The organism is Rathayibacter sp. VKM Ac-2805 (assembly GCF_009834265.1).
Classification (GTDB): domain Bacteria; phylum Actinomycetota; class Actinomycetes; order Actinomycetales; family Microbacteriaceae; genus Rathayibacter.
In genome coordinates this window covers 2,035,677-2,048,066 of the sequence record NZ_CP047185.1, presented here as the reverse complement: position 1 = coordinate 2,048,066, position 12,390 = coordinate 2,035,677, and the positions used below count along the sequence as shown (strand labels likewise).

Sequence of the window (12,390 nt, the reverse complement as noted above, 5' to 3'; positions counted from 1 at the left end):
GTCACTCCGCCTTCCCCAACACAGGATCTGGGAGAATCGATACCGATGTCCTCCACTCTCACGGCCGCCCCGCCCGCGCGCACCGCGCCGGCGCTCCGGATCGGCCCCCTCGAACTCGACGCGCCGGTGGTGCTCGCCCCCATGGCGGGCATCACCAACACGGCGTTCCGCCGCCTCTGCCGCGAGTTCGGCAACGGCCTCTACGTGAGCGAGATGATCACCTCCCGCGCGCTCGTCGAGCGCACGCCGGAATCGATGCGCCTCATCCGCCACCACCCCAGCGAGTCGGTGCGCTCGATCCAGCTCTACGGAGTGGACCCGGTCACGGTCGCCGAGGCGGTCACCATGCTCGTCGCCGAGGACCGGGCCGACCACATCGACCTCAACTTCGGCTGCCCCGTGCCCAAGGTCACCCGGAAGGGCGGGGGAGCGGCCCTGCCGTGGAAGCTCCCGCTGTTCCGGCAGATCGTCGAGGGCGCCGTGAAGGCCGCCGGCGACGTCCCGCTCACCGTCAAGATGCGCAAGGGCATCGACCCGGACCACCTCACCTACCTCGAGGCCGCCCGTGCCGCCGAGGGCGCCGGGGTCGCGTCGATCGCGCTGCACGCGCGCACCGCGTCCGAGTTCTACAGCGGGCACGCCGACTGGTCGGCGATCGCCACGCTCAAGGAGACGGTCACGAGCGTGCCCGTGCTGGGCAACGGCGACATCTGGTCGGCCGAGGACGCGCTGCGGATGATGGCCGAGACGGGCTGCGACGGAGTCGTCGTGGGTCGCGGCTGCCTCGGGCGCCCCTGGCTCTTCGGCGATCTCGCCGCCGCGTTCGCCGGCTCCGACGAGCGGTTCCGCCCCTCGCTCGGGCAGGTCGCCGAGGCGTTCCGACGCCACGCGGAGCTGCTCGTCGACTTCTTCGAGAGCGAGGAGCGCGGCTGCCGCGACATCCGCAAGCACGTCGCCTGGTACTTCAAGGGCTACGCCGTCGGCGGCGACCTCCGGGCCCGCCTGGCCACCGTCGAGTCGCTCGCGCAGCTCGACGAGCTCCTGGCGACGCTCGACTGGACGCAGCCCTACCCGGGCGAGGCGGCCGAGGGGCAGCGGGGCCGCGCCGGCTCGCCCAAGGTCCCCTCCCTCCCGGACCGCTGGCTCGAGTCCCGCGAGCTCGACGCCGGGCAGCGCGACGCGGTCTCGGCCGCCGAGATCCACAACAGCGGTGGATGACCGCGCGCTCTGGGGGTACTCGCTCGTCGACACCGAGCGATTCCTGCCGGAGGACCACTCGACCCGCCGCTCCGACTTCGCCCGCGACCGCGCCCGGCTCTTCCACTCCAGCGCGCTCCGCCGCCTGGCCGCGAAGACCCAGGTGCTCAGCCCCACGGCGGGCGTCGACTTCGCGCGCAACCGCCTGACCCACTCGCTCGAGGTGGCGCAGATCGGCCGGGAGCTCGCCACGAGCCTCGACCTGGACCCCGACGTCGTCGACACGGCCTGCCTCGCGCACGACATCGGGCATCCGCCGTTCGGGCACAACGGCGAGCGCGCGCTCAACACCTGGGCCGAGGGGATCGGCGGCTTCGAGGGCAACGCGCAGACCTTCCGGCTGCTCACGCGGCTCGAGCCGAAGGTGTTCGGCGACGACGCCCGCCCCTACGGGCTGAACCTCACCCGCGCCAGCATCGACGCGAGCTGCAAGTACCCCTGGCCCGACACGCGCTCGGTCGCGGACCCGTCGGGGCGCGCCAAGTTCGGGTTCTACGCCGACGACGCCCCCGCGTTCGCCTGGATGCGCGAGGGCGCCCCCGAGGGGGTGCGCTGCATCGAGGCCGAGGTGATGGACCTCTCGGACGACATCGCGTACTCCGTGCACGACTTCGAGGACGCGGTGGTCTCCGGCTACATCGACGTCGAAGCACTCGGCTCCCGCGCCGACCACGAGGACCTCGTGCAGTCGATGCACTCCTGGGTCGGCGGGGAGGTCGGACACGACGAGCTCGTCGCCGCCTTCGACCGTCTCGACTCGCTCGACGTGTGGGTCTCCTCCTGGGACGGCTCCCGCCGCGACCAGGCCCGGCTCAAGAACCTCACCAGCCAGCTCATCGGCCGCTTCGCCGCCGCCGCCACCGAGGCCACCCGCGAGGCGTACCAGCACCCCGACCTCGTCCGCTTCGGCGGCCACGTCGTCGTCCCCCGCGAGCAGCAGGCCGAGATCGCCGTGCTCAAGGGGATCGTCGCGACGTTCGTGATGTCGCGGAACACCCGCCAGCCCATCTACGCCCAGCAGCGCGAAGTCCTCACCCGCCTCGCCGACACGCTCCTCGACCGCGGCCCGGGAACCCTCGAGCCCGGCTTCGCCGAGGACTGGCACGCCGCCCCCGACGACGACGCCCGCCGCCGCGTCGTCGTCGACCAGGTCGCCAACCTCACCGACCAGAGCGCCCTCGCCTGGTTCGAGAGGCTGTGCTGATGCGCTGAGCCGGGCGGCGCCCGGCTCAGCTGTGCCGCCGGTCCCTGCCCGGCGTCACCGCGGTCGGCTTGCCGAGGTGGTGCGTTCGAGGGAGCGGGGTGCGTCCGCCTAGGGCGATCCGCTGTTACGCGGATCGGCTGTTCGGCTGTGCTTGATTCCACGCCGGTCCTCGCCCGGCGTGGCGCGGTCGGCTTGGCGACGTGGTGCGTTTCGTGGAGCGGGGTGCGTCCGCCTAGGGCGATCCGCTGGCACGCGGATCGGCCGTTCGGCGGTGCCGGTGCACGCCGGTCACGCCAGGCGTCACCGCGGTCGGCTTGTCGGGGTAGTGCGATTCGTGGAGCGGGGTGCGTCCGCCTGGGGCGATCCGCTGGCACGCGGATCGGCCGTTCGGCGGTGCCGGTGCACGCCGGTCACCGCCAGGCGTCACCGCGGTCGGCTTGTCGGGGTGGTGGGTTCCAGGGAGCCGGGTGCGTCGTCTGAGGCGATGTGCTGGTGTGCGGGTCGGCCGGTCGGCTCGGAGGGCGGGGAGGGCGCCGCACCGCGAGGCGCGGAGGGGCGCGGGGCGGCGGGTACGGTGAGGGCGTGGGAGCGGAGCGGACACGGCAGCGGATCCTCGAGGCGGCGACGGAGGAGTTCGCGGCGCACGGGCTGGCGGGAGCGCGGGTCGACCGCATCGCGGCACGGTCGGGGATGAGCAAGCCGATGCTGTACTCGCACTTCGGAGCGAAGGAGCGGCTGTTCGACGCGGTGTTCGACGCGCACGTGCTCGCCAACGCCCAGCGGGTGCCGTTCACGGCGGCGGACCCCGCGGACTACGCGAGACGGCTCTACGACGACTACCTGGCCGACCCCGCGCTGATGCGCCTGGTCATGTGGAAGCGGCTCGAGCAGGAGCCGGACGGCTACCTCTACGCGGGCAACGAGGGCATCGACGAGGCGAACCTCGCCGACATCGCGGAGCAGCAGCGCGCCGGCCTCCTCCGCCCCGACCTCGACCCTGCCGACCTCTGGACCCTCCTCATCGCTACCGCCGCGGCCTGGGCCCAGGGCTCCGTCACCACGGTCGCCGACCCCGGCGACCCCGACCCTGTGCACCAGCGCCGACGAGCCGCACTGGGACAGGTCGTCGACGCGGCCCTGCGACTCCGCTGACGATCCCGGAGAAGCTACCAACCGGTAGGTAGTCTTGCCGGCATGCTCACCACTGCACTCCTCGCCGAGCGTCCCGGCGACTCCCTCCGCCCCACCGTCGTCGGGCGGCGCGAGCTGCGCGCCGACGACCTCGACGTCCGCGTCGACTTCTGCGGCGTCTGCCACAGCGACCTCCACGCGCTGGGCGCCGACGCGGGATTCCCGCTCGTCCCCGGCCACGAGTTCGTCGGCGAGGTCCTCGCCGTCGGCACGGGAGTCACGGCGTTCCATCCGGGCGACGCGGTCGCGGTGGGGAACATCGTCGACTCGTGCGGCGAGTGCGGCATGTGCCGCGCGGGCCAGGAGAACTTCTGCGCGAGCTTCCCGACGCTCACCTACGGCGGCACGGACCGGATCGACGGGACGCCCACGCTCGGGGCGTACTCCGGCCGGTACGTCGTGAGCGAGCGGTTCGCCTACGCACTCCCCGAGGGCCTGGACCCGGCCGCGGCCGCACCGCTTCTCTGCGCGGGGATCACGGTCTGGGAGCCGTTGAGAGCGTCGGGAGTCGGGCCCGGGACCCGGCTCGGTGTGGCGGGCCTCGGCGGACTCGGCCACCTGGCGGTCCGCCTCGGCGCGGCTCTCGGCGCCGAGGTCACGCTCCTGACCACGTCTCCGGGCAAGGAGGCGGACGCCCGCCGGCTCGGAGCGCAGCACGTCGTCGTCACGACGGACGCGGAGGCGCTCACCGCCGTCCGCGACTCGCTCGACGTCGTGATCGACACGGTGTCCGCCCCGCACGACCCGGCTGACTACCTGCGCGTGCTCGCCCTCGACGGCACCCTGTTCCTCCTCGGGTACCTCGGCACCGTGACTGTGGACGTCCTGGACCTGCTCGTCGGCAGGAAGCGGCTCGCCTCGGCCGGCAGCGGAGGGCGCCGCTGCACGCAGGACCTGCTCGACTTCTGCGCCGCGGAGGGCGTCGCCCCGGAGGTGGAGGTGCTGCCGGTCGCGGAGGTCGGGACCGCCCTCGACCGGCTGGCGAGGAACGACGTGCGCTACCGCTTCGTCCTCGACCTCCGCGGCATCGACGACGACCTCCGGTGACGCCGCCTGTCGAGGATCAGCCGGCGAGCAGCTGCCCGTAGCGCTCCGCGGGATCGAGGGCGAGCCCGGCCTTGACGCTGCGGGCGATGTCGTCGGCGAGCACCTCGGAGTCGCCGCGCTCGAGTCCGTCGAGGGCGGCGGTCACGATCGCCTCGGGTGAGGACTTGGGCGCGTCCGTCCAGGACGCCATGTCGGTGTCGACGAACCCCATGTGCAGGCCGAGGACCTGGGTGCCCTGCTCGGCCAGAGCGAGGCGGAGGCCGTCGGTCGCGCTCCACGCCGCGGCCTTCGACATCGAGTAGGACTCGGCGCCCGGGAACGACGTGAAGGACGACACGGACAGCACGTTGAGCACGGCGCCGCCGCCGGCGCGACGGAGGTGGCCGGCGAAGGCGCGGGTCAGCAGGAGCGGTCCGAACGCGTTCGTCTCGACGGTGCGGCGGATCTCGGCGATGTCGCCGGTGAGGAAGGGCACGGTCGGCGCGATGCCCGCATTGTTGACGAGGATCCGCAGGTCGCCGAGCTCGGCGGCCAGCTCCTCGATGCGCACCGGGTCCGTCACGTCGAGCGCGACGGGGACGACGCCCTCGCTCACCGCGATCGAGGAGACGTCCCGGGCGGCGGCGTAGACGGTGCGGGCGCCGCGGGCGCGGAGCTGCCGGACGAACTCGGCGCCGATGCCCCGGTTGGCGCCGGTGACGAGGGCGGTGGAATCGTGGATCTGCATGAGGTCCGCTTTCTGTAGCGATCGATAAAGAACGGGTGGCGAGGACGCTAGCACATTCCGTAGCGCCTGCTATAGATTAATGGGCATGGCAGGACGACCGAGGAGCTTCGATCGCGGAGCGGCGCTGCGGACCGCGATGAACCGCTTCTGGAGCGACGGCTACGACGAGACGACGGTCGCGGTGCTCACCCGGGACATCGGCATCTCGGCCCCGAGCCTCTACGCCGCCTTCGGCGACAAGGACGAGCTCTTCGAGGCCGCCGCGGCCTGCTACGCCGGCACCGCGAACGCCGTGCTCGAGGAGCTGCTCGACCGGCCGACGGCGCGCGAGGCCGTCGCCGCCGTCGTCCGAGTCAGTGCGGAGGGGTACTCCGCGCCCGGCACTCCTGCCGGCTGCTTCGTGCTGAGCGAGCCGCGGCTCGAGGCCCGTCGCCGCGAGATGGAGGCGCTCGTCGCCGCACGAGTCGAGCGCGGGATCGAGGAGGGCGACGTGCCGCCGGAGACGGACGCCGGATCCGTCGCCGCCTTCGTCGTCGCCGTGCTCAGCGGGATGTCGACGCAGGCCCGCGACGGAGCACCGGCGGACCGCATCGCGGTCATCGGCGAGCTCGCACTCGGCGCGCTGCCGGCGGCCACGGGCGTGCGAGCCGCAGTGCGCACGCCGGGAGCTCCCGGATGAGGCCGCGTCGGTCCCGTCTCGGCCTCCTCGCCCTGGTCGTCGCGGGGCTGCTGCTGATCCAGCCCGCCGCGGCCTCGGCGGCACCGCTGCTCCCTCCCGCGAACGGCGTCCTCGACTACCAGCTGGGAGGCGCCTACGCTCCGGCGTCGAGCGTCACCATCGTCGACCGCGACCGCACGGACGCGCCCGCCGCCGGCCGCTACAGCATCTGCTACGTGAACGCCTTCCAGACCCAGCCCGGCGAGAGCGCCGCCTTCGCGAAGCGGCACCCCGAGCTCCTGGTGAGGCGAGCGGACGGGAAGCCCCTCGCCGATCCGGGCTGGCCGGACGAGTACCTCTTCGACGTCTCGACCGCCGCGAAGCGGACCGCTCTGCTCGCGATCGTCGGCGCCTGGATCGACGGCTGCGCCGAGGACGGCTGCGCCGAGGACGGCTGCGCCGAGGACGGCTTCGACGCCGTCGAGGCCGATAATCTGGACAGCTACACCCGCTCGGGCGGGAGGCTGACGAAGTCGCAGGCGCTGGCGTTCGCCACCCTCCTGACGGCGCGCGCTCACCGCTCCGGCCTGGCGATCGGCCAGAAGAACGGAGCCGATCTCGCCGCTGCCGGGAAGAGGACGGTCGGCTTCGACTTCGCCGTCGTCGAGGAGTGCCAGGTCTACGACGAGTGCGCGGCGTACACGGACGTCTACGGGCGCCAGGTCTACGAGATCGAGTACACCGACAACGGCCGGTCCGCCTACTCCGAGGCCTGCGCCGCGCAGGGCCGGAGCATCTCGGTCACCCTCCGCGACCGCGACGTCGTCCCCCGTGGCGCACCGGGCTACGTGAACCGGCACTGCTGACGCCGGGCGGACGCTACCGCAGGGCTCCCAGCACGACGGCCGCGGCTCGGGCGACCAGCGCGTCGTCGTAGTCCGCCTCGGGGTCGTTGCGCGACGAGAGGATCGACAGCACGACCGCGTCCCGCCCGGGAGGCGTCACCACGGCGACGTCGTTGCGGATCCCGCCGGCGCCCCCGGACTTGTCCGCGACGCTCCAGCCGGCCGGAGCGCCCGCCCGGACGAGAGTGTCGCCGGTCGCGTTGCCGCTCATCCAGTCGAGCAGGAGTACCCGGTCCTCCGCGGACAGCACGTCACCTGTGGCGACCGCGGCGAGGTCCGCCGTGAACGCGGCCGGGGTGGTGGTGTCGTCGATGCTGCCGGGCTCGATCGTGTTCAGAGCGGGCTCCTCGTTCACCACCTCGGTGGTGGTGTCGCCGAGAGCCTCGAGTCCACGGTCGAGGGCGGAGGGTCCGCCGAGGCGCCGGAGGACGAGATTCAGCGCTGTGTTGTCGCTCCGGCGGACGGCCGCCTCGGCGAGCTGCGACAGCGGCAGGCCGGTGGCGGTGCTCTCCTCCGTCACGGGGGAGTAGCCCGCCGCCTCGACGTCGGCCACGGTCCAGGTGACCACCTCGTCCCGCTCGGCGGCGGGGACGGTGCGCAGGAACTCCGCCGCGGCGAGGGCTTTGAGGCCCGAGGCGAAGCCGAAGCGCTCGTCGGCCCGGTGATCGACCCGGCGACCTGAGCCGGTGTCGACGGCGCTGACGCCGATCCGGGCGTCGAACTCGTTCTCGAGCACGGCCAGCTCGGCGGAGACGTCGATCGGAGGAGGGGTGGCGGAGGACGCCGACGACGGCACGGAGGCGGACGACGGCGGCGCGACCGGGGCGTCCGCGGTGGTGGTGCACCCGGCGAGGGCCAGGAGGAGGGCGGAACCCGCGAGTGCGCGGAGGGTCCGCGACGACCCTCTCGAACGCTTCACAGCGCGGAGTAGACGACGAAGAAGGCGACGGCGGCCGACGCGGTGACGCCGAGCGCCGCGAGCGAGACGAGTGCCCGCGGCCTCCTCCGCACGACGGCCAGGACGAGGAAGCCCTCGCCCAGGACGATCTGAAGCCACCAGTACACCGGACTCGTGGTGTCGGCGACCGCGCCCAGCGCCCAGACGCCCTCGCCGATCAGCACGCCCGAGAGCGGCGCGACAGCCAGGACGCGCCACGTCCTCGAGCCGTGGAGGGTGAGTGCGGCGGCGGCGCCCAGGATCGGCCCGGCGGGGACGGCGAGCAGCCAGAAGACGTCCGTGAAGGGAGGCGAGTAGCCGAAGCCGCGCGCTGCGGTCACCAGGTCGTAGCCCTCGAGCAGCGCCCAGAAGCTCAGCAAGCCGAGCGCCGCCCCCGCTGCCGGTCGGACGCCGCCGAGGCGCACGAGCGCGAACACGAGCATGGACCAGCCCCCGGAGGAGTTGGCGAACGAGCTCACCGACGGCGGGAGGGAGCCCTGGAGCAGGCTGGTGAGCCCGCCCAGGACGAGACCGCCGAGCAGGGCGACGAGCAGAGCACGCAGGAGAGGCGGGCGGGAGGCGGCAGGGGGCATGGGTCGATTCTCGGAGACGGCGGGCGGGTGCGGATCAGGGAGGACCCTGATCTCGGGGTGCGGGTGGATCACAGGTCTCGGGGTGATCCGCGCCGCCCTGGTGCAGTTCTCCCCACCCCGGCTCGGCGGCCCCGGCGGCCGATACGATGGACCCCATGCCTCGGATCCGACAGTCAGATGTCGAGGAGGTCAAGGCGCGGGTGAACATCGGCGACGTGATCGGCGAGTACGTCACGCTGAAGTCGGCCGGCATCGGCTCGCTGAAGGGCCTCTGCCCCTTCCACGACGAGCGCAGCCCCAGCTTCCACGTCCGCCCGCAGGCCGGCTTCTACCACTGCTTCGGCTGCCAGGAGTCGGGCGACGTCTACAGCTTCGTCATGAAGATGGACCACAGCTCGTTCAGCGAGACCGTCGAGCGCCTCGCCGGGCGGATCGGCTTCCCGCTGCAGTACGAGGACGGCGACGGCCGCGCGCCCGAGACCGGCGGGCGAGCGCGCCTCCTCGCCGCGAACGACGCCGCGGAGGAGTACTTCCGCGAGCAGCTCGCGACCCCGGGCGCCGACGTCGGTCGGCGCTTCCTCGGCGAGCGGGGCTTCGACCGCGCCGCCGCCGACCGCTTCGGCGTCGGCTTCGCACCCGACGGCTGGGACGGGCTCACGACCGCGCTCAAGCGCCGCGGCTTCTCGGAGGAGGAGCTGACCACGGCCGGCCTGGTCAGCAGCAACAACCGCGGCGGCGTCTACGACCGCTTCCGCGGCCGCCTCGTCTGGCCGATCCGCGACGTGACCGGCCAGACCGTCGGCTTCGGCGCCCGCCGCCTCCTCGAGGAGGACAAGGGCCCCAAGTACCTCAACACCCCCGAGACGCCCGTCTACCACAAGTCCCAGGTGCTCTACGGGCTCGACCTCGCCAAGCGGGACATCTCCCGCGGGCACCGGGTGGTCGTCGTCGAGGGCTACACGGACGTCATGGCCTGCCACCTCGCCGGCGTCACCACCGCGGTCGCCACCTGCGGCACCTCCTTCGGCGTCGACCACATCAAGGTGCTGCGCCGGGTGCTGGGCGACGACAGCGGCGTCGGCGAGGTCGTCTTCACCTTCGACCCCGACGCGGCGGGCCAGAAGGCGGCGATGCGCGCGTTCCAGGAGGAGCACCGCTTCGCCGCGCAGACCTTCGTCGCCGTCGCGCCCGAGGGCCTGGACCCCTGCGACCTCCGCCTGAACCGCGGAGACGACGCCGTCCGCCGCCTCATCGACGACAAGAAGCCGATGTTCGAGTTCGTGATCCGGCAGCTGCTGGACCGCTACGACCTCGAGACGGTCGAGGGCCGGATCGCGGCCCTGCGCGCGGCCGCCCCGGTCGTCGCCGAGATCCGCGACCCGGCGCTGCGGCCCGGCTACTCCCGCGAGCTCGCCCGGATGCTCGGCCTGGACATGGCCGAGGTCAACTCCGCCGTGCGCTCCGCCGGATCCCGGCCCCGCTCCTCCGGACCCGAGGGCCGCGACCAGCAGGGCGGGCGGGGCGGCGGCGAATCGTCCGCGGCCGAGGCGCCCCTCGGCGCGCGCATCGCCGACCTCCCCGTCGACGTCGTCACGCGCATCGAGCGCGAGGCGCTGATGGCGATGCTCCAGCTGCCCCAGGCGATGGGTCCGGAGCTCCTGGCCCGGGCGGCGCACGCGGCGGTCACCAACGAGACCCTCCGCGTGGTCCGCGACGCCGTGGTCGCGAACCTCGAGCGGGCGGAGGACCGCGACTGGGTCGAGCACGTCGCCGACGACGTCCCCGGCCCCTTCGCCTCGCTGGTGCGCCAGCTCGCGGTGGCGCCGATCCCGGCCGCCGACGAGGAGGGGCTCGCCCGCTACTCCCGCGACGTGGCGATCTCGCTCATCGAGCGCGATCTGCTCCGCGAGATCGCCGAGCTGCGCGGGGCGCTCCAGCGCGCGTCCGCCGATCCGGTGATGGCCCGCGCGGTGCAGGTGCGCCTGGTCGAGCTCGAGCGCGAGAAGCGGGCGCTGCGCACGGAGTGAGCGTGTTGCGGTCGTGTGAAGAAATCGGCCGCACGCCCGTGCCGGTTCGGAGAGCGCTTCCAACTGTGTTACCTATGAGGAACAGCAATGCGGGCGTCCAGTGTCGTGACGCCACAGCCCACAGGAGATCTGTGCGCCGAGAGTCCGCGCGCCCGGAGCGCGCCCGCATCCCATCCTTGACAGGAAGAGGCAGACGGAGATGAATTCCGCATCCACTCGCGGCACCCGTGCACTGGCCGCCGCCGCAGGCTTCGCCGCGGTCGCGCTCGTGCTGACGGGCTGCGCCGCCGGCGGGAACGACTCGTCCGGCGGCAGCGCCGGAGGGGCCCTGACCATCGGCACCACCGACAAGATCACGACGCTCGACCCCGCGGGCTCCTACGACAACGGCTCGTTCGCCGTGATGAACCAGGTGTTCCCGTTCCTGATGAACACCCCGTACGGCAGCCCGGACGTCGAGCCCGACATCGCCGAGTCGGCGGAGTTCACCGCTCCCACGGAGTACACCGTGAAGCTGAAGGAGGGACTGAAGTGGGCCAACGGCCACGACCTCACCTCCTCCGACGTGAAGTTCTCCTTCGACCGCCAGGTCGGCATCGCGGCTGAGAACGGCCCGTCCTCGCTCCTGGCGAACCTCGACAGCGTCGCGGCTCCGGACGACACGACCGTGGTCTTCACGCTCAAGTCCGAGAACGACCAGACCTTCCCCCAGATCCTCTCGAGCCCCGCCGGCCCGATCGTGGACGAGGAGGTCTTCTCGGCCGACGAGCTGACCGCGGACGCCGACATCGTCTCGGGCGACGCCTTCGCCGGCCAGTACACGATCGCGAACTACGACGTGAACAACCTCATCCAGTACAAGGCGTACCCGGACTACCAGGGCGTTCTCGGCGAGGCGAAGACGGACACCGTCAACGTCAAGTACTACGCGGACTCGTCCAACCTCAAGCTGGACATCCAGGAGGGGAACATCGACGTCGCGTTCCGCAGCCTCTCGGCGACGGACATCGACGACCTCCGCGGCAACGACACGGTCAAGGTCGTGGACGGCCCCGGCGGCGAGATCCGCTACATCGTCTTCAACTTCGACACCCAGCCCTTCGGCGCGACGACCGGTGAGGCCGACAGCGCCAAGGCCCTCGCCGTGCGCCAGGCCGTCGCCGACCTGATCGACCGCGACGAGATCGCCGACCAGGTCTACAAGGGCACCTACACCCCCCTCTACTCCTACGTCCCCGCCGGCCTGACCGGCGCGGTCGAGCCGCTCAAGTCGCTCTACGGCGACGGCAACGGCGCGCCCGACGCCGACAAGGCGAAGGCGACCCTCGAGGCCGCCGGCGTCACCGCTCCGGTCACCCTGAACCTGCAGTACTCGAACGACCACTACGGTCCGTCCTCGGGCGACGAGTACGCGCTGATCAAGGACCAGCTGGAGTCGACCGGCCTCTTCACCGTGAACCTGCAGACCACGGAGTGGGTGCAGTACTCGAAGGACCGCTCGAGCGACGTCTACCCGGCGTACCAGCTCGGCTGGTTCCCCGACTACTCCGACGCCGACAACTACCTCTCGCCGTTCTTCATCAAGGAGAACTTCCTCGCCAACCACTTCGACGACGCCGAGGTGCAGAGCCTGATCGCGCAGCAGGTCTCGACCACCGACGCCGACGCGCGCACCGCGCTGATCGAGCAGATCCAGGAGAAGGTCGCGGCGCAGCTCTCGACCGTCCCCTACCTGCAGGGCTCGCAGGTCGCGGTCGTCGGCAGCACCGTGAGCGGAGCCGAGGACACCCTCGACGCCTCGTTCAAGTTCCGCTACGCGGCACTCAGCAAGGGCTGATCCACCC

The 12,390-nt window shown here is 72.4% G+C and carries 11 protein-coding genes; 8 read left to right on the top strand and 3 right to left on the bottom strand.

Features of this window, described 5'->3' with window-relative positions; translation table 11 throughout:
- The first annotated feature begins 45 nt into the window (after positions 1-45).
- From dusB to GSU40_RS09575, 4 genes are all read left to right on the top strand, one after another.
- Positions 46-1,218: a tRNA dihydrouridine synthase DusB gene (gene dusB, locus GSU40_RS09590; protein ID WP_104223437.1), complete on the top strand. Its 1,173-nt coding sequence runs from the start codon at positions 46-48 to the stop codon at positions 1,216-1,218.
- Positions 1,211-2,461 carry a deoxyguanosinetriphosphate triphosphohydrolase gene (locus tag GSU40_RS09585; RefSeq protein ID WP_104223438.1) on the top strand — a complete coding sequence of 417 codons (1,251 nt, stop codon included), beginning with the start codon at positions 1,211-1,213 and terminating at the stop codon, positions 2,459-2,461. Before dusB ends, GSU40_RS09585 begins: the two co-directional genes overlap by 8 nt.
- 582 nt (positions 2,462-3,043) lie before the next feature.
- On the top strand, positions 3,044-3,613 hold the full coding sequence (locus GSU40_RS09580; RefSeq protein ID WP_104283504.1) for a TetR family transcriptional regulator: 570 nt from the start codon (positions 3,044-3,046) through the stop codon (positions 3,611-3,613).
- A 42-nt stretch (positions 3,614-3,655) separates the two neighbouring features.
- Positions 3,656-4,699 carry an NAD(P)-dependent alcohol dehydrogenase gene (locus GSU40_RS09575; RefSeq protein ID WP_160034750.1) on the top strand — a complete coding sequence of 348 codons (1,044 nt, stop codon included), beginning with the start codon at positions 3,656-3,658 and terminating at the stop codon, positions 4,697-4,699.
- 16 nt (positions 4,700-4,715) lie between these two features.
- On the opposite strand, the gene GSU40_RS09570 is transcribed toward GSU40_RS09575, so the two are convergent.
- Positions 4,716-5,426 (bottom strand): SDR family oxidoreductase, encoded by a 711-nt coding sequence (locus GSU40_RS09570; protein ID WP_104283506.1) that lies wholly within the window; start codon positions 5,424-5,426, stop codon positions 4,716-4,718.
- Positions 5,427-5,511: 85 nt separating this feature from the next.
- Between GSU40_RS09570 and GSU40_RS09565 the strand changes: the two genes are divergently transcribed.
- Together GSU40_RS09565 and GSU40_RS09560 are read left to right on the top strand one after the other, a co-directional pair.
- Positions 5,512-6,105, top strand: a complete 594-nt coding sequence (locus GSU40_RS09565; RefSeq protein WP_160034747.1) for a TetR/AcrR family transcriptional regulator — start codon at positions 5,512-5,514, stop codon at positions 6,103-6,105.
- A complete protein-coding gene (locus GSU40_RS09560) occupies positions 6,102-6,950 on the top strand; it encodes an endo alpha-1,4 polygalactosaminidase (protein WP_160034745.1) in 849 nt (282 codons plus the stop codon). The genes GSU40_RS09565 and GSU40_RS09560 overlap by 4 nt, the downstream gene beginning before the upstream one ends.
- 13 nt (positions 6,951-6,963) lie before the next feature.
- Here GSU40_RS09560 and bla read toward each other — a convergent pair whose 3' ends face one another.
- Together bla and GSU40_RS09550 are read right to left on the bottom strand one after the other, a co-directional pair.
- The gene (gene bla / locus GSU40_RS09555; protein WP_160034742.1) at positions 6,964-7,908 is read right to left on the bottom strand and encodes a class A beta-lactamase; all 945 of its coding nucleotides are present in this window, start codon (positions 7,906-7,908) and stop codon (positions 6,964-6,966) included.
- The gene (locus GSU40_RS09550) at positions 7,905-8,519 is read right to left on the bottom strand and encodes a DUF6518 family protein (protein WP_208543308.1); all 615 of its coding nucleotides are present in this window, start codon (positions 8,517-8,519) and stop codon (positions 7,905-7,907) included. The genes bla and GSU40_RS09550 overlap by 4 nt, the downstream gene beginning before the upstream one ends.
- Positions 8,520-8,674: 155 nt before the next feature.
- On the opposite strand from GSU40_RS09550, the gene dnaG reads away from it, so the two are divergent.
- Both dnaG and GSU40_RS09540 read left to right on the top strand, forming a co-directional pair.
- On the top strand, positions 8,675-10,546 hold the full coding sequence (gene dnaG, locus GSU40_RS09545) for a DNA primase (protein ID WP_104269262.1): 1,872 nt from the start codon (positions 8,675-8,677) through the stop codon (positions 10,544-10,546).
- A gap of 199 nt (positions 10,547-10,745) precedes the next feature.
- Positions 10,746-12,383, top strand: a complete 1,638-nt coding sequence (locus tag GSU40_RS09540) for an ABC transporter substrate-binding protein (protein ID WP_104223443.1) — start codon at positions 10,746-10,748, stop codon at positions 12,381-12,383.
- Positions 12,384-12,390: the final 7 nt, after the last annotated feature.

What these genes read in the sequence shown, in the direction of transcription:
- dusB (WP_104223437.1), top strand. Translation starts at nt 46, where the DNA reads ATGTCCTCCACTCTCACGGCCGCCCCGCCCGCGCGCACCGCGCCGGCG.
- GSU40_RS09575 (WP_160034750.1), top strand. Translation starts at nt 3,656, where the DNA reads ATGCTCACCACTGCACTCCTCGCCGAGCGTCCCGGCGACTCCCTCCGC.
- GSU40_RS09570 (WP_104283506.1), bottom strand. Translation starts at nt 5,426, where the DNA reads ATGCAGATCCACGATTCCACCGCCCTCGTCACCGGCGCCAACCGGGGC.
- GSU40_RS09565 (WP_160034747.1), top strand. Translation starts at nt 5,512, where the DNA reads ATGGCAGGACGACCGAGGAGCTTCGATCGCGGAGCGGCGCTGCGGACC.
- GSU40_RS09560 (WP_160034745.1), top strand. Translation starts at nt 6,102, where the DNA reads ATGAGGCCGCGTCGGTCCCGTCTCGGCCTCCTCGCCCTGGTCGTCGCG.
- GSU40_RS09550 (WP_208543308.1), bottom strand. Translation starts at nt 8,519, where the DNA reads ATGCCCCCTGCCGCCTCCCGCCCGCCTCTCCTGCGTGCTCTGCTCGTC.
- dnaG (WP_104269262.1), top strand. Translation starts at nt 8,675, where the DNA reads ATGCCTCGGATCCGACAGTCAGATGTCGAGGAGGTCAAGGCGCGGGTG.
- GSU40_RS09540 (WP_104223443.1), top strand. Translation starts at nt 10,746, where the DNA reads ATGAATTCCGCATCCACTCGCGGCACCCGTGCACTGGCCGCCGCCGCA.